This is a genomic window from Terrabacter ginsenosidimutans (genome assembly GCF_039539425.1).
In the GTDB taxonomy this organism is placed as follows: domain Bacteria; phylum Actinomycetota; class Actinomycetes; order Actinomycetales; family Dermatophilaceae; genus Terrabacter; species Terrabacter ginsenosidimutans.
In genome coordinates this window covers 78183-93648 of record NZ_BAABDC010000005.1, presented here as the reverse complement: position 1 = coordinate 93648, position 15466 = coordinate 78183, and the positions used below count along the sequence as shown (strand labels likewise).

14 protein-coding genes are annotated in these 15466 nt (G+C 70.1%); 10 read left to right on the top strand and 4 right to left on the bottom strand.

The window, feature by feature from the left end:
• Positions 1-132 precede the first annotated feature (132 nt).
• The 5 genes from ABD831_RS15515 (at position 133) to ABD831_RS15495 (ending at position 4934) form a co-directional block, all read left to right on the top strand.
• Positions 133-1392, top strand: a complete 1260-nt coding sequence (locus tag ABD831_RS15515; protein ID WP_344948513.1) for an NAD(P)/FAD-dependent oxidoreductase — start codon at positions 133-135, stop codon at positions 1390-1392.
• 156 nt (positions 1393-1548) lie between these two features.
• Positions 1549-2751, top strand: coding sequence for a glycosyltransferase family 4 protein (locus ABD831_RS15510; protein ID WP_344948510.1), 1203 nt, complete (start codon positions 1549-1551; stop codon positions 2749-2751).
• Between the two features lie 43 nt (positions 2752-2794).
• Positions 2795-3661 (top strand): bifunctional methylenetetrahydrofolate dehydrogenase/methenyltetrahydrofolate cyclohydrolase, encoded by an 867-nt coding sequence (locus ABD831_RS15505; RefSeq protein WP_344948507.1) that lies wholly within the window; start codon positions 2795-2797, stop codon positions 3659-3661.
• A 9-nt stretch (positions 3662-3670) separates the two neighbouring features.
• Complete coding sequence (locus ABD831_RS15500) at positions 3671-3991, top strand: DUF3017 domain-containing protein (protein WP_344948504.1); 321 nt, start codon at positions 3671-3673, stop codon at positions 3989-3991.
• Between the two features lie 10 nt (positions 3992-4001).
• Entirely contained in the window at positions 4002-4934 is a 933-nt protein-coding gene (locus ABD831_RS15495; RefSeq protein ID WP_344948501.1) for a glycosyltransferase, read from the top strand.
• Positions 4935-5007: 73 nt separating this feature from the next.
• Here ABD831_RS15495 and ABD831_RS15490 read toward each other — a convergent pair whose 3' ends face one another.
• The 3 genes from ABD831_RS15490 to ABD831_RS15480 form a co-directional block, all read right to left on the bottom strand.
• Positions 5008-5997: a malate dehydrogenase gene (locus ABD831_RS15490; protein ID WP_142178659.1), complete on the bottom strand. Its 990-nt coding sequence runs from the start codon at positions 5995-5997 to the stop codon at positions 5008-5010.
• 154 nt (positions 5998-6151) lie between these two features.
• Positions 6152-6997: a hypothetical protein gene (locus tag ABD831_RS15485; protein ID WP_344948495.1), complete on the bottom strand. Its 846-nt coding sequence runs from the start codon at positions 6995-6997 to the stop codon at positions 6152-6154.
• Entirely contained in the window at positions 6994-7614 is a 621-nt protein-coding gene (locus ABD831_RS15480; protein ID WP_344948492.1) for a SatD family protein, read from the bottom strand. The genes ABD831_RS15485 and ABD831_RS15480 overlap by 4 nt, the downstream gene beginning before the upstream one ends.
• A 346-nt stretch (positions 7615-7960) precedes the next feature.
• On the opposite strand from ABD831_RS15480, the gene ABD831_RS15475 reads away from it, so the two are divergent.
• Both ABD831_RS15475 and ABD831_RS15470 read left to right on the top strand, forming a co-directional pair.
• The gene (locus ABD831_RS15475) at positions 7961-9388 is read left to right on the top strand and encodes a DUF1800 domain-containing protein (protein WP_344948489.1); all 1428 of its coding nucleotides are present in this window, start codon (positions 7961-7963) and stop codon (positions 9386-9388) included.
• Between the two features lie 8 nt (positions 9389-9396).
• Positions 9397-10722, top strand: a complete 1326-nt coding sequence (locus ABD831_RS15470; RefSeq protein ID WP_344948486.1) for a DUF1501 domain-containing protein — start codon at positions 9397-9399, stop codon at positions 10720-10722.
• 7 nt (positions 10723-10729) lie between these two features.
• On the opposite strand, the gene aqpZ is transcribed toward ABD831_RS15470, so the two are convergent.
• Positions 10730-11554 carry an aquaporin Z gene (aqpZ, locus tag ABD831_RS15465; protein WP_344948483.1) on the bottom strand — a complete coding sequence of 275 codons (825 nt, stop codon included), beginning with the start codon at positions 11552-11554 and terminating at the stop codon, positions 10730-10732.
• Positions 11555-11933: 379 nt separating this feature from the next.
• Here aqpZ and ABD831_RS15460 point away from each other — a divergent pair, with 379 nt between their 5' ends.
• Genes ABD831_RS15460 through ABD831_RS15450 form a run of 3 tightly spaced genes read left to right on the top strand, consistent with a single transcriptional unit; the run spans position 11934 to position 15432 of the window.
• Positions 11934-13682, top strand: coding sequence for a polysaccharide biosynthesis protein (locus ABD831_RS15460; protein WP_344948481.1), 1749 nt, complete (start codon positions 11934-11936; stop codon positions 13680-13682).
• Positions 13679-14809 carry a DegT/DnrJ/EryC1/StrS family aminotransferase gene (locus tag ABD831_RS15455; protein ID WP_344948478.1) on the top strand — a complete coding sequence of 377 codons (1131 nt, stop codon included), beginning with the start codon at positions 13679-13681 and terminating at the stop codon, positions 14807-14809. Before ABD831_RS15460 ends, ABD831_RS15455 begins: the two co-directional genes overlap by 4 nt.
• Positions 14809-15432 carry a sugar transferase gene (locus ABD831_RS15450; RefSeq protein WP_344948475.1) on the top strand — a complete coding sequence of 208 codons (624 nt, stop codon included), beginning with the start codon at positions 14809-14811 and terminating at the stop codon, positions 15430-15432. The genes ABD831_RS15455 and ABD831_RS15450 overlap by 1 nt, the downstream gene beginning before the upstream one ends.
• Positions 15433-15466: the final 34 nt, after the last annotated feature.

The window sequence follows — 15466 nt, the reverse complement described above, 5'->3', positions numbered from 1 at the left end:
CGCGCGTGCGTCGAGTGAGCGCTCCGTCCCACACGCATGGGGCGGAGCGCTCACTCATGTGGGGCGGGGGCGCGTGCGTGTGGGGGAGCGGCGGCTCTCGACGGGCGCGGACTCGCATGTGAAGGTGTGCACATGAGCACTGACACAGGCGGACAGCAGGGGCGCACGGCATACGTCATCGTCGGCGGAGGCCTGGCGGCGGCGAAGGCCGTCGAGGGCATCCGCGAGAGCGACAGCACCGGCGCGATCGTCCTCGTCGGAGAGGAGGACCGGCTGCCCTACGAGCGGCCGCCGCTGTCCAAGGCGGTGCTCAAGGGTGAGGACGAGATGGAGACGGCGTTCACCCACGACCGCGACTGGTACTCCGACCAGCACGTCGAGCTGCGTCTCGGGACGCCGGCCACGTCCCTCGACGCCGAGCAGCACGCGCTGACGCTCGCCGACGGTGAGTCGCTCTCCTACGACAAGCTGCTCATCGCCACCGGTTCCTCGGCCCGCGCGCTCGACGTGCCCGGGGCGGACCTCGACGGCGTGCTCTACCTCCGCGAGATGCAGGAGTCCGAGGCGCTCAAGGCGCGCTTCACGGACGGCGCCCGCATCGTCATCGTGGGGGCCGGCTGGATCGGGCTCGAGGTCGCCGCGGCGGCCCGTGACGCCGGCTGCACCGTCACGGTCATCGAGCCGCAGGCCGCGCCGCTGCTCGGGGTCATGGGCGAGCAGGTCGGCAGCTGGTTCGCCGACCTGCACCGCGGCCACGGCGTCGTGTTCCGCTTCGGCGAGGGCGTCGAGCGCCTCGAGGGCGAGACGTCGGTGACCGGCGTCGTCACGAAGTCCGGCGACACGGTGCCGGCCGACGCGGTCGTCGTCGGTGTCGGCATCACCCCGAACACCGGTCTCGCCGAGGGCGCCGGCATCGCGACGGCCAACGGCATCACCACCGACGAGGGGCTGCGCACGTCGGCCGATGGCGTGTGGGCCGCCGGTGACGTCGCGAGCTGGCGCAGCACGACGCTCGACACGCACGTCCGTGTGGAGCACTGGGCCAACGCCAACGACGGTGGGCTCGCGGCCGGCCGCTCGATGGCGGGCCAGGACGTCACCTACGACCCGATCCCGTTCTTCTTCTCCGACCAGTACGACATCGGGCTGGAGTATGCCGGCTACGTCCCCCGCGGGACCGACGCCGAGGTCGTCCTGCGTGGCGACCCGAAGAGCAACGAGTTCATGGCCTTCTGGGTCGTGCCGGAGGGTGACGGCGTGCGCGTGCTGGCCGGCATGCACGTCAACGTGTGGGACACCATCGACGACGTCCAGCGCCTCGTGCGCGACCGCACCGTCGTGGACCGCGACCGCCTCGCCGACCCCAAAGTCCCGCTCGCCGACCTGACCTGACCTGACCACCCCTCACCGACCACCGGGCATCGCGGCCGCCACGCCCGGCGGCCGCGATGTCCGTTTTCGTCGCGCCTGCCTGCTTCTTCTCCTACGCTCGACCCGTGGCCCTCCGCCACACGTTCTCGGGGCCCGCGCGCAGCAGGAGTGAGGACGATGGACGTCAGCAGTGAGCCCGAGCACGCGCCACCCGTGACGGCGCCCCTCGTGAGCCCGATCGCGCAGCTCGCCTACGTCTTCTCGGAGTACTCCACGACGACCGGCAACGCCATGTCGACCAAGATCAACGCCCAGGCGCGCGCCCACGAGGCGATGGGCGGCCGCACCTACGTCGTCGTCAGCGACCGCCGCGAGCACGACTACGGCGAGGGCACGATCGTGCGCTACGCGTCGTCGCGCTCGACGCGGCGTGAGTGGTTCACCGACCTCGAGCGTCGCGCCGATGCCGTGTGCGGTGTCACCCTCGGGCGCCGACCGTTCGTCGCGCGCTTCCACCGGGACGCCCTCGGGGCCGTGCCGTCCGATGCCGAGGCGCTCGTCGTCTACAACTACGCGGGGGCGGTGACGGACCGGCTCGTGCAGCGCTTCCCGGGCAAGGTCGTGCTCCACCTCGGCAACGACGTCTTCCGCACGTGGCGGCCTTCCGAGATCCGTCGGGTCATCGAGCGGACCCACGTGACGGTGACGGTGAGCGACTACCTCGCGGGCACGATCTCCGACCGGCTCGGCTTCCGGCCGGACAACCTGCACGTGCTGCGCAACGGGGTCGACTCCGACAGCTTCCGGCCGTCCGCGCGCGAGGGCGGGGCGCCGGTGACGATCCTGTCGGTCGGCAACGTCGTGCCGCACAAGGGGGTCCACCACCTCATCGCGGCTGCGCACGTGCTGGCGCGGCGCACCCGCGACTTCCGGGTGCACGTCGTCGGGTCGGCCGGCCTGCGCCCCGCCGAGGGCCTGTCCACCTATGAGCAGGAGCTGCGCCGGGCGGCCGCCCCGCTCGGTGACCTCGTGCGCTTCACGCCCTTCGTCGACCGACGGTCGCTCCCTGCGGTCTACGGTCAGGCGGACGTCTTCGCGATGCCGGTCCAGTGGCAGGAGCCGGCCGGGCAGGTCGTCACGGAGGCGATGGCGTCGGGACTGCCCGTGGTCTCGGCGCGCAGTGGCGGCATACCGGAGTACCTCGGTCCCGACGGCGTCTACGCCGACCCGCGGGACGCGACGGCGTTCGCCGACGTCCTCCAGGCGCTCGTGGAGTCGCCGGCCGAGCGCGTATGCCGTGGGCGTGCCCTGCGCACGCGCGCCGAGTCGCTGACGTGGGAACGCAACGTCGGCGAGCTGATGCGTCTGCTGGCGGACTGAGCCGCAGCCACGCGCCCGGGCCCGGGGTGGCAGGATGTCCACCGTGACGGCACAGATCCTCGACGGCAAGGCCACCCTCAAGGCGATCAAGGTGGAGCTGACCCAGCGGGTCGCACGCCTGCGCGAGCAGGGGGTCGTGCCCGGTCTCGGCACCGTCCTCGTCGGGGACGACCCGGGCAGCCACTGGTACGTCAACGCCAAGCACAAGGATTGCGCCGAGCTGGGCATCACGAGCCTGCGCCGCGACCTGCCGGCCACGGCCACCCAGGCCGAGGTCGAGGCCGCCATCGACGAGCTCAACGCCGACCCGGCCTGCACCGGCTTCCTCGTGCAGCAGCCGACCGGCCTCGACGAGATGGCGTTGCTGTCGCGGGTCGACCCGGCCAAGGACGTCGACGGCCTGCACCCGATGAACCTCGGCTGGCTCGCGCTCGGCAAGCACGCGCCGCTGCCGTGCACGCCGATGGGCTGCATCGAGCTGCTCCGCCGGCACGAGGTGCCGATCGCCGGCGCCAAGGTCGTCGTCATCGGCCGCGGCCTCACCGTGGGACGTCCGCTCGGGCTCATCCTGACGCGCAAGAGCGAGAACGCCACCGTGACCCTGTGCCACACCGGCACGAAGGACCTCGCCGGCGAGGTGCGCCAGGCCGACATCGTCATCGCGGCAGCGGGCGTGCCCGGCATCGTCACGAAGGACATGGTCAAGCCCGGCGCGGCCGTGCTCGACGTGGGCGTGAGCCGCGTCGACGGCAAGATCGCCGGCGACGTCGCGCTCGACGTCGCCGAGGTCGCCGGCTGGGTCAGCCCAAACCCGGGCGGTGTCGGCCCGATGACGCGAGCGATGCTGCTCACCAATATCGTCGAGGCCGCCGAGGCCTCGGTCGCGTCCTTGACCGCGTCCGGCGCCTGAGCAGCCTCGATGCAGTGGCGGGGTAGCGGCTTCGTCGTCCTGAGCTGGTGGTATCTCGTCGCGGGAATGGCGGCCGCCGGTGTGCTCGTCATCGGCTTCGTCGACGTGCGGTGGGGCGGCCGGATCGTCGCCGCGGCGTTCCTCATCGGGGCGCTGATCCGGCTCGTGGCGCGGCCGTCGCGCAAGGCCGGCGGCCTCAACGTCCGCTCCCGCACGCTCGACGTCGCCATCCTGCTGGCGCTGGGCCTCGGCGTGCTCATCGCGTCGGCGACCGTCAACGTCCGAGCGGACGTGCCCGACCGGACCTCCGTCGGCCGCACCTCCCGCTGAGGCGATCGGGGTGCCGGCGCAGGGGCCCGAGGCGTTCGAGCACTACCTGCTGACGAGGTTCAGCGCGGCGTTCTCGCCCGGGGTCCCGGCGCAGGAGGAGTGGCTGCGCTACCGGCTCGGCTTCTTCGTCGACGCCTGCTGGTCGTCGGTGCGCAGCCAGCAGGGCGCCGACTTCACCTGGCTCGTGCTCTTCGACGACCGCTGCCCGGACGACTTCCGCGCCGACGTCGAGGCGCTCGCCGAGGGCACCTTCACCCCCGTCTGGTCGCGCGAGCAGTGGAGCCCGTCGATCTTCGGCCGCGCCATCGCCGAGCACAGCCCGGTCGATACCGCGCGGCCGTGGCTGCTGACGACGCGCCTCGACAGCGACGACGCCATCGCCCGGGACTTCATGGCGTCGGTCCAGCGCGAGTTCACCCCGACCCACGGCCTCTTCGTCGACTTCCCCCGAGGCATCCAGATCGACCGGAGCGGCGCGACCTACCGCTACGACCAGCTCTCGAGCCCGTTCCTGACCCTCGTCGAACGTCGCCGGCCGGACGCGGCGCCGAGCACGGTGTATGCCGCCCGCCACGCGCGCGCACGCCAGTGGGGTCCCGTGCGTGAGGTGAGTGCGCCCCCGATGTGGGTGCAGGTCATCCACGGCAGCAACTTGCTCAACCTGACGGCCGGGGCACGGGTGTCACCGCGCGTCGTCAACGAGCGCTTCGACCTCGAGCTCGTCTACGACCGCGACGTGTCCGGGTGGAAGCTGTTGCGGCAGAAGGTCGCCCACCGGCTCCGGCTGGTGCGGCTGTGGGCGCAGCACCCGGGCGAGGTGACGAAGTGGGCCGAGGCGAGGTACTGGCGACTGCGAGGCACGCACGAGCGGCCCCGCAGCGACGCGCCTCGGCTGACCGAGGCGCTCAAGGCCCGGGCCGCCCGGCTCGGCGGGCGTGGCTGACCGGCCACACGGCATACGCAACAGAGGGCGCCGCCCACCTCGTGGTGGACGGCGCCCTCTCGTGCTGGGGGGCTCAGATGAGGCCGAGACCCTTGACTGCGTCGCGCTCCTCGGCGAGCTCGGCGACTGACGCGTCGATCTTGCCGCGCGAGAAGTCGTCGATCTCGAGGCCCTGGACGATGCTCCACTGCCCGTCCTTGACGGTGACGGGGAAGGAGGAGATGAGACCCTCCTGAACGCCGTAGGAGCCGTCGGAGCGCACGGCCATGGAGACCCAGTCGCCGTCGGGCGTGCCCTGCACCCAGGTGCGGGCGTGGTCGATGGTCGCGGAGGCGGCCGACGCGGCCGAGCTCGCACCGCGGGCCTCGATGATCGCGGCGCCGCGCTTGGCGACGGTCGGGATGAAGGTGCCGGCCAGCCAGTCCTGGTCACCGACGGTCTCGGCGGCGTTCTTGCCGGAGACCTCGGCGTGGAAGAGGTCGGGGTACTGCGTCGCGGAGTGGTTGCCCCAGATCGTCATCTTCTTGATCTCGGTGACCGGCACGCCGAGCTTGGCGGCGAGCTGGCTGATCGCGCGGTTGTGGTCCAGGCGCGTCAGGGCCGAGAAGCGCTCGGTCGGGATGTCGGGGGCGTTGCTCATGGCGATGAGCGCGTTGGTGTTGGCCGGGTTGCCGGTGACGGTGACCTTGATGTCGTCGGCCGCGACCTCGTTGAGGGCCTTGCCCTGCGGGGCGAAGATGCCGCCGTTGGCCTCGAGGAGGTCACCGCGCTCCATGCCGGGGCCGCGCGGGCGGGCGCCGACGAGGAGGGCGAGGTTGACGCCGTCGAAGACCTTCGTCGCGTCGTCGCCGATCTGCACGCCGGCGAGCGTCGGGAAGGCGCAGTCGTCGAGCTCCATGACGACACCCTCGAGCGCCTTGAGCGCGGGGGTGATCTCGAGCAGGCGCAGCTCCACCGGGGTGTCGGGCCCGAGCAGGGCACCGCTCGCGATGCGGAACAGGAGGCTGTAGCCGATCTGGCCGGCGGCGCCGGTGACGGCGACCTTGACGGGGGTAGTGCTCACAGGTAGGCCCTTCACATCGGTGTGTCGCTGGACGCTCCGACGCTATCAGTGCGTTCCAGCGTGGCTGGACGGGCGTCCGTGCTCAACTGGGCTCCGCCGCACGCCTCGGCGAGGGGCGTGACGCCGATCACGCGGACGGCGCGTGGCGTCTGCGTCAGACGGTGAGGGCGAGCGACCCGAGCGCGATGAGCCAGCTGACGAAGCTGCCGACGAGGAAGTACTCGGTGACGTCATCGATGCCGGCGGGACCACCTTGGTAGGAGGCGTTCGGGCCTGTGCCGGAGGCGCCGTTGCCGCGGGCGGCGGCCTGGATCTCGGGGAAGCGGAGCAGCCCCTTGGCGGCGATGACGAGGCCGGCAGCGCCGAACTCGCCTGCGACGCCGAGCCCGAGGATGACGAGGCGCTCCATCGGCCCCAGGAGGCGACCGCCCTTGAGTCGGTCGGCGGGCTGCGCTTGCGTCGGGGGGGCGGGGTGACCGGTGAGGGAGGCGGCTGCCGCAGCGGCGGCGTTGGCGTCGGTGACGTCGGACGGGCGCAGGGCGCCGATGGTGAGCAGCACGAGGCGCACGATGATGTTGGCCGTCGCCACGTTGAAGACGGCGAGACCCGTGAGCAGCAGCACGCGCGCGACGGGCAGCGGTCCGTGGCCGGGCAGGTCGGCCCAGGCCAGCCACGTGGCGAGCGGGCCGTCGGCGGGGGAGGCCGCGCCGGAGAAGGCGAGAAGCCCGACGACGATCGCCGCAAAGACGGCGAGTGCCGCCAACGCGGCTCGCCCGGTCATCTGGGTGCGCCGGGACAGCTCGGCCCACGCCGCCCCGGCGGCTGCCGCGAGGACAAGGGCCAGCGCGTCGGCCCACGAGTGCAGCCCGGCGAGCAGGGCGAGCGCGAGGATGACGACCGGTGCGACGACGTGCCCGACCACGCGGCCGGGACCCCACGACGTCGACCGGACGATGTCGCCGAAACCGATGCCGATCAGGACGACGGACAGCCAGGTCACGGGAGCCCCCCGAGGGTCGCCATCGCCTCGAGGGCCACACCGATGCCGTCGCGCCGCACGCGCTGCGACACCGCGGACGGGCTGATGCCGACCCGGTCTGCGACGTCGTGCTGGGCGAGGCCGTGCATGAGTCCTCCGAGGATCTCGCGAGAGGTGGTCGACATGGAGCCAACCATGAAGTCCAGACAGTCGAGGGCCGCACGCACGGCTGCGACCGTGGCCTCCGGCTCGTCGGGGGCGACGTATGCCGTCCGCGACGTGCGCGTCTGCGCTCGCTGTGCGCGGTCCTCTGCTGTCGTGATGGCCTCGCGGGCGGCCCAGTAGGCGGGGCCGTCGTGGATGCCGCGGACGGGGTCGAGCGTGGTTACCTCGCCGCGGCCGAGGCCGAAGCGGACGTCCGCCTTGGGGTAGAGCTCGGCCCGCACGACGAAACTGGCCCGTAGGGCCGCGCCGAGGGTGGGGTAGACGCCTTGGAACTCGTCACCAACGGTGATGACAGCGGGGTCGTCGACCGGCACCTCGGCGTTGGCGCGGGCGATGGCGGCGGCGAACGCGTCGTGGAGCGCCTGGCGCTCCCGGTGGGTGCGGGACTCCACGACGTCGCCGATGAGCGCCACTGGTGAAGGCTGATGCTTCAAGTTGGGCATATGAAGACCCTAGCTCCATTCGGGCGATCTAAAGGCCTTTGCTTCATATCCGTCAAATGAAGCGTTCGCTTCAGGGCGGATCGCTGGAGCCCATCGAAGGAAATGTCCGATTTCGGGGTCAATGCGGCTTCTGCTGCGTACCTTCGAGCGCATGACCGCTCCTTCGCCCAAGTCCTCGTCGGCCGCCACGCCGGCGCGCCGCCGCGTGCTCTCCGGGCTCGGTGGTGGAGCTGCGTCTGCCGTGGCCACGGTTTCGGGGGCTTCGCGGGCCTCCGCGCGGATTGCGGTCGCTCCGGGAGGCTTCCCGAATATCACGGTGCCTGCGACGACGACCGACCCGGTCCTGCACCTGCTGCGGCGTGCGACGTTCGGGCCCTCCCCTGCCCTGGTTTCGGAGGTGCGTGCCCAGGGCGCGACGGCTTGGCTGGATGCCCAGCTGGCCCCTGCCACGGTGGCGGACACGACCATGGACGCCGTCCTCACGCGTTGGCCGAGGCTCGGCTGGAAGACGTGGGAGGTGCGCGAACGCCTCGAGGGCGGGGACACGTGGACAGTCATGAACGACCTGCTCGAGTCGCACCTCGCGCGGGCGCTCTTCTCGCGGAGGCAGCTTCTCGAGACCGTCGTGGACTTCTGGACCAACCACCTCGTCGTGCCGGTCCCGAGCAGTGAGGTCTGGGACAGCGCGCACCTCTTCCAGCGCGACGTCATCCGGAAGTACGCCCTCGGCAAGTACTCCGACATGCTCAACGCGGCGGCGCGGCATCCGTCGATGCTCAAGGTCCTCGACAACGCCGACAGCACGAAGAAGGCGCCCAACGAGAACTACGGCCGAGAGCTGCTCGAGCTCCACACGGTCGGGGTCGGCAACTTCACCGAGGCCGACGTCAAGATGTCGGCGCTCGCTCTCACGGGGCTCAGTGTGGACTCGGAGTCGGGCCTCTACTCCTACAAGCCGCAGCGCCGCTACGTCGGGACCGTCAAGGTCCTGGGTTGGAGCGACCCCAACACCGTCCCGGAGAACGGCAGCGCGGTCGCCACGCTCTACCTCAACTACCTCGCCGCCCACCCGGCGACGGCGACGCGCATCGCCACCAAGCTCGCCACTCGCTACGTCTCGGACACGCCCCCGGCTTCGCTCGTGACCCAGCTGGCCCAGGTCTACCTCGCCAACGGGACCGCCATCGCCCCCGTGCTCCGAGCCCTGTTCCTGTCGCCGGAGTTCGCAGCCTCGGCGGGACAGAAGGTGCGCACGCCGTACGAGGACGCCATCGCGTCCTGCCGCATCTTGGGGCTCACACCAGAGCCGGTGCCGGCGAGTGGGGTGACCAGTGATCTTCGCTCACTCAGCTGGCTTACCGGAACGTTCGGCCAGGCGCCTATGGGCTGGCCAGCCCCTAACGGCTATCCAGACGTTGCCGCCGCCTGGAACGGCGCCTCGAGCACCCTGAACCGCTGGAACTTCCACCTCAGCCTCGCCGGCAACTGGACCCTCAAGGCCATGACGCGACCCGACGTGGCGACACTCGTCCCGGCACCCCTGCCGAGCACGTATGCCGTCCTCGTCGACGCGCTCGCCACCAAGCTGCTCATCTCGCTGACCACTGCGCAGCGCGACGCGATCTGCCGCTTCGTAGACCACGCGCCGGGCGACGCGCTCACGGCGGGCGCGGCGGCCGTGACGTGGCGCCTCCCGTCGATCGTCGCGCTCCTGCTCAACTCCCCGAACTTCCTGACCCGCTGAGGACCGCCATGACCACCAGTCCCGCTCACGCTCCGGCCGAGTCCACGATCCCGCCGGAGGGCTGCGGCTGCGCACAGGGCCAGGCCCTCACCTCTCAGGTCTCGCGCCGCACGCTGCTCGCCGGAGCCTCGGCCCTCGGCGCGATCGGGGCCGTCGTGGGCGTCGCGGGCCCAAGCGCGGCCACGCAGCTCGCCTTCGCAGGAACGGCCTACACCGGGGACACGATCGTCATCCTCAGCCTACGCGGCGGCTTCGACGGACTGTCGGCCATCGCGCCGGTCGGCGACCCGGCCTACTTCACCGCGCGCCCGACCATCGCGATCCCGGCGTCCCGGGCCATCAAGCTCGACGGCATGTTCGGCCTGCACCCGGCTCTCGCCCCGCTCAAGCCGATCTGGGACGCCGGTGGGCTCGCGGCAGTGCACGCGGTCGGCCAGGTCAACCCGACACGGTCGCACTTCGAGGCGATGGCCACGATGGAGAACGCCGCGCCCGGGTCGTCGCTGCGCACCGGGTGGCTCGACCGGATGATCGGGCTCAGCGGGCCGGTGTCGACCTTCGCGTCGGCGGCGGTCGGCTCGGCCACGACGCCGCAGTCGATGATCGGGCCGAACCCCGAGGTGGCGATTCGCACCGTCGACAGCTTCGCCCTCAGCGGCGCCAGCACGGCTGCCGAGACGACGCGCTGGACGACAGCCCTCAGTGCGCTGTACGCCGGGGCGCCTGCCACGCTCGCGGCACCCGCCACGGCGACGCTGGGCGCGCTCTCCACGATGTCGCCGCTCAAGGCTGCGGGCTATACCCCGGCCAACGGGGCGGCCTACCCCAAGGGCGCCGTCGGCGACGCGCTGCGCGACCTCGCGCGACTCATCAAGGCCCACGTCGGGCTGCGGGCGGCCACCATCGACGTCGGCAACTGGGACATGCACTCTGGGCTCGGGACGAGTGACAACGGCTGGATGTTCCGCCAACTCACCGAGCTCGGTGAAGCGCTAGCCGCCTTCAACCAGGACCTGGGCGCGCAGATGGGCGACGTGACGCTCGTGACCCTGAGCGAGTTCGGGCGACGCGTCGCGCAGAACGGCTCGGGCGGCCTCGACCACGGACACGGCAACGTCTCGCTCGTCTTGGGCGGTGGTGTGCGCGGAGGCAAGGTCTACGGTCGCTGGCCGGGGCTGGCCGCCGCGAACCTCGACAACGGCGACCTGGCGGGAACGACCGACTACCGCACGATCCTCGCCGAGGCCCTCGAGCAGCGCGCCGGGCTGTCGTCCTCGACGGTCTTCCCTCTCCTGGGTTCCGACCGGCTCGGGATGTTCGCGGCGAAGGCCTGACCGCGACTCAGTCGGTCGAGTCCACATCGAGGACCGGACGCCCTTCGGCGTCGACCGCGGCGTTCTCGACCATGTCGGTCGAGCCGCTGATGTCCATCAAGTCGCGCCGCTCGCCGGTGATCCACGCGAACGTCGAGCCGGCGATGAGTCCTCCGACGACCGGCGCCACCCAGAAGGCCCAGAGCTGGCCGACCGCGCCGTTGCCGTTGAAGAAGGCGACGGCGGTCGACCGGGCCGGGTTGATCGAGGCGTTGCTGATTGGGATGGCGACCAGGTGGGCGAGCAGCAGGCCGAAGCCGATTGCGAGCGGCGCGAAGCCCTTGGGGGCGTCGTCCTTGGTCGCGCCGAGGATGATGTAGACGAAGAAGGCGGTGACAAGAGCCTCGACGATGAGTACGCCACCGAGCGCGAACCCACCGGGGGAGTGGGCGCCGAAACCGTTGGCTGCAAGGTTGCCGGTGACGGGGCGCCCGGTCGAGGACAGCAGGCCGGCGAGCGCCCCACCGGCGAGGAGGCCGCCGACGAGCTGAGCGCCGACGTAGGCAGGGACTTCGCGCCACTCGAAGCGCTTCGCGACGGCGATGCCGATCGTGACCGCGGGATTGAAGTGCGCCCCGGAGACGTGACCCACGGCATACGCCATCGTCGTGACCGCGAGGCCGAAGGCGACGGCGACGCCGAAGAGACCGATGCCCAGCTGGGTCGACTGACCGTCGAGGCCCTGGACGGGGAACTTCGCGCTGAAGATGGCCGAGCCGCAGCCGATGAAGACGAGCCAGAAGGTGCCGAGAGCCTCGACGGCAAGGCGCGAGCTCATCCTGGGCGTGTACATGGTGCTCCTCCAGCGGGGTCGTCGAGGCCGAACCATCCGGGAGGCCCCGGGTGCTCGCAGCGTAGTGGACCTGGGGTGCTGCGGCCCGGGAGTCGGCGCCCAGGCACCGCGCACGACTCGTCCACATACCCAACATGTCAGGAGGTATCCCTATTGACGGCTATCCTTCACAAGCGGGCGGTTTGGCTGAAATAGCACTCTGAGTGTGATTTAGCCGAGTTGTCGGGATGAGGTCTGCGCGGTTGCGAAGACCCCACGACGCGTACGCGAAGTCAGGGACGTCAGGGAATTTGGTGAGTACAGGGTGACAGGACAGGTACGCAGGGCTCGTTGGGTCAGGCTCGGCTGGGCTGCGGTCGACGCCCTGATGTGGTTCGTGATGCTGTTCGCAGCACTGTGGATCCGGCTCGACTTCACCGTCGACGACTCCTACCTGCGGGGCGCCGCAACCTTCGCGCTCGCCGCGATGGGCGGCCAGCTGTTGGTGGGCTACCTCGTCGGTCCCTACTCGATCAGCCATGTCCTCGGCTCGTTCGAGGAGATCGTCGAGCTGACCACGACCACGCTGATCGTCACCGTCGTGCTCTTCCTCTGGTCCCTCATGGTGAGTCCTCCGATCATTCCTCGGGGCGTTCCGCTGACTGCCGGCGCCCTGGCGATCGCGACGATGTTCGCCGTGCGATTCGTCGTGCGTACCGTGCGCTCCCACAAGGCCATGCAGACGGCGGCCGAACGGCGGGCCATCGTGCTCGGTGCGGGCGAGGCCGGTCGTCGCCTCCTGCGCAGCATGAAGTACGACGGTGCGGGCTCCTTCGTCGCGGTGGCTCTCCTCGACGACGACCCCTCGAAGCACCGCCTGCGTCTCGAGGGCCTGCGCGTGCGCGGGACGCGCGCCGACATCGCCTCGGTCGCGGAGCGCTTCGAGGCGGACACTCTCGTGCTGGCCCTGCCGAACGCCGAGGCCCCGACGCTGCGTGACCTGGCCGCCCGAGCGGCCGATGCGGGTCTTGACGTCGTCAGCCTGCCGCCGCTTAAGGACATCATGGGCGGACGACCGACCCCCAACGACCTGCGCGACCTGGATGTCGCCGACCTGCTGGGGCGGCGTCCCGTCGAGCTCGACACGACCGCCATCGCCGAGCAGATCTCCGGACGCCGCGTCCTGGTCACCGGGGCCGGTGGGTCCATCGGCTCCGAGCTGTGCCGGCAGATCGCGCGATTCGGTCCCTCTCGCCTCTTCATGCTCGACCGCGACGAGTCAGGACTGCAGGGCACTGAGATGAGCCTGTCCGGCCACGGGCTGCTCGACTCGGACGACCTGATTCTGGCGGACATCCGTGACCCGAGGGCGCTCGAAGAGGCCTTCGAGCGCGCCCGGCCGGAGGTCGTCTTCCACGCCGCCGCGCTCAAGCACCTTCCCCTGCTCGAAGCGCATCCGCTCGAAGCGTGGAAGAGCAACGTCATCGGCACGCTCAACGTCCTCACCGCCGCGGAAGCGGTGGGTGTCTCGACGTTCGTCAACATCTCCACCGACAAGGCCGCCAACCCGACGTGCGTGCTCGGCTACAGCAAGCGACTCGCTGAGCGCCTGACCGCAGACTTCGCCCGTCGCGCCAGTGGCCGCTACGTGTCGGTCCGCTTCGGCAACGTGCTCGGCTCGCGGGGCTCGGTCGTGCACGCATTCACCGCACAGATCGAGATGGGCGGCCCCATCACAGTGACCCACCCGGACGTCCGCCGCTACTTCATGCTCATCCCGGAGGCCTGCCAGCTCGTGCTGGAAGCAGCGTCCATCGGGGTCGACGGCGAGGTCATGGTGCTCGAGATGGGCGAGCAGGTCAAGATCCTCGAGGTGGCACAGACGCTCATCCGGATGAGCGGCCGCAGGGACATTGACGTCGTCTTCACCGGGCTGCGCCCGGGAGAAAAGCTCGGTGAAGAGCTCTTCTCCCCAAACGAAGAGCGACGCACCACCGGCCATCCGCTCGTGGACAGCGTCGACGTTCCGTCGATGACGGGTGGGGCGGTGCTGGAAGCCACATTCGAGTCCACTGAGCACGGTCGCGACTGGATGCAGCGCGAAGCCATGGTCCCAGCGCCGACGCGGGCGGAGGCGGTCCAGCGATGAGCCGCATCTACCTGTCCAAGGCCGAGGTCACCGAGGTCGAGGAGGCCTACGTCCTCGATGCCCTCCGGTCCGGATGGATCGCGCCGCTCGGCCCCCACGTGGACGCCTTCGAGGCCTCGATCGCCGAAAGAGTGGGAGTGGCCGGCGCCCTCGCACTCTCATCGGGGACGGCTGCACTGCACCTGGCCCTGCTAGACGCCGGGGTCGGACCCGGAACGCACGTACCCGTGTCGAGCCTGACCTTCGCCGCGACCATCAACGCGATCCTCTACACCGGCGCTGAGCCGGTTCTCGTCGACTCGCAGCTGAGTGATGGCAACGTGGACGTGGACCTGCTCGTCCACGCCGTCGACACGCTCCGTCAGGAGGGCAAGACCGTTCCTGCGGTCGTCCCGGTCGACCTGTTCGGTCGATGTGTGGACTACTCCCGACTCCTCCCGCTCCTCGAAGCACGCGAAGTGGTCGTCGTGGAGGACGCGGCCGAGGCACTCGGCGCCTCCCACGCCGGACGGGCCGCCGGCGCCTTCGGCCGCTCTGCCGCGTTGTCCTTCAACGGCAACAAGATCATGACGACGTCGGGTGGCGGCATGCTGCTCAGCGACGATCTCGAGCTGCTCGCCCGAGCACGGTACCTCTCTACGCAGGCCCGGCAGCCGGTCCCGTGGTACGAGCACACCGATGTGGGCTTCAACTACCGCATGTCGAACATCCTGGCGGCCCTGGGACGAGGCCAGCTCGACAGGCTCGAGGACATGATCGAGCGTCGGCGCGAAATCCGGGATGTCTACGCCAAGGCCCTTGCGCCCTACGCCGATGTCCGCTTCTTGGGGCGCTCAGGGCACGACACGGACGAGCACGACAACTGCTGGTTGACCACAGTGGTGATCGATCGACGTGGTCCTGTGGCCGACGACGTGGTCTCGGCGCTTGGTGCCCAGGACATCGAGGCGCGCCATGTTTGGAAGCCGATGCACCTGCAACCCGTCTATGCAAAGCACCGCGCCTTCGTCTCCGGAACCTCTGACGAGCTCTTCCGAACCGGTGTCACACTCCCATCCGGGGCCACTCTGACCGACGCTGAGGTCCTACGCGTGGTCGACGCACTCACTTCGCTCTTGGAGGACTAGTGAGGCATCCCTTTCTGAAGCGGACAATTGACATCGTCGTTGCGGGTCCGCTGCTGATTTTGTCCCTACCAGTCCAAGTGCTTGTGGCCCTGATGGTTAGGCGCCGGTTGGGGTCGCCGGTGCTGTTTCGTCAGCAGCGCCCTGGACTTCACGGTGAGCCCTTTACCTTGGTGAAGTTCCGGACCATGGAGCCCGTTAGGCCAGAGTTGGGTCTTGTGGATGATCACCAACGCATGACCGACTTAGGTCGAGTTCTTCGCGCTATGAGCTTGGACGAATTGCCCACCCTCTGGAATGTGCTCCGCGGCGACATGTCGCTGGTCGGTCCGCGGCCCCTTCTACTAGATTACCTGCCGCTCTACTCCGCCGCAGAATCGCGACGGCATGCGGTGCGACCCGGCGTCACTGGGCTCGCGCAAGTCTCGGGGCGGAACGGCCTGGCCTGGTCCGATCGTCTGGCGACGGACGTCTGGTACGTGAACAACTGGTCGGTCGGCCTGGACGTAAAGATCTTGGCGAGGACGGTAGGTGTTGTCGTCGGTCGACGCGGCGTGAGTGAAGAAGGGTCCGTGACGTCGAGCACCCTCACTCAGCATCGACTCAGCAAGCACGACAACCCATGAATGAGTGCCAATGGCAAGATCTCTTACTCGGAGT

Coding starts and splice junctions, on each gene's coding strand:
- ABD831_RS15515 (WP_344948513.1), top strand. CDS start 133: ATGAGCACTGACACAGGCGGACAGCAGGGGCGCACGGCATACGTCATC.
- ABD831_RS15510 (WP_344948510.1), top strand. CDS start 1,549: ATGGACGTCAGCAGTGAGCCCGAGCACGCGCCACCCGTGACGGCGCCC.
- ABD831_RS15500 (WP_344948504.1), top strand. CDS start 3,671: ATGCAGTGGCGGGGTAGCGGCTTCGTCGTCCTGAGCTGGTGGTATCTC.
- ABD831_RS15470 (WP_344948486.1), top strand. CDS start 9,397: ATGACCACCAGTCCCGCTCACGCTCCGGCCGAGTCCACGATCCCGCCG.
- aqpZ (WP_344948483.1), bottom strand. CDS start 11,554: ATGTACACGCCCAGGATGAGCTCGCGCCTTGCCGTCGAGGCTCTCGGC.
- ABD831_RS15460 (WP_344948481.1), top strand. CDS start 11,934: ATGCTGTTCGCAGCACTGTGGATCCGGCTCGACTTCACCGTCGACGAC.
- ABD831_RS15455 (WP_344948478.1), top strand. CDS start 13,679: ATGAGCCGCATCTACCTGTCCAAGGCCGAGGTCACCGAGGTCGAGGAG.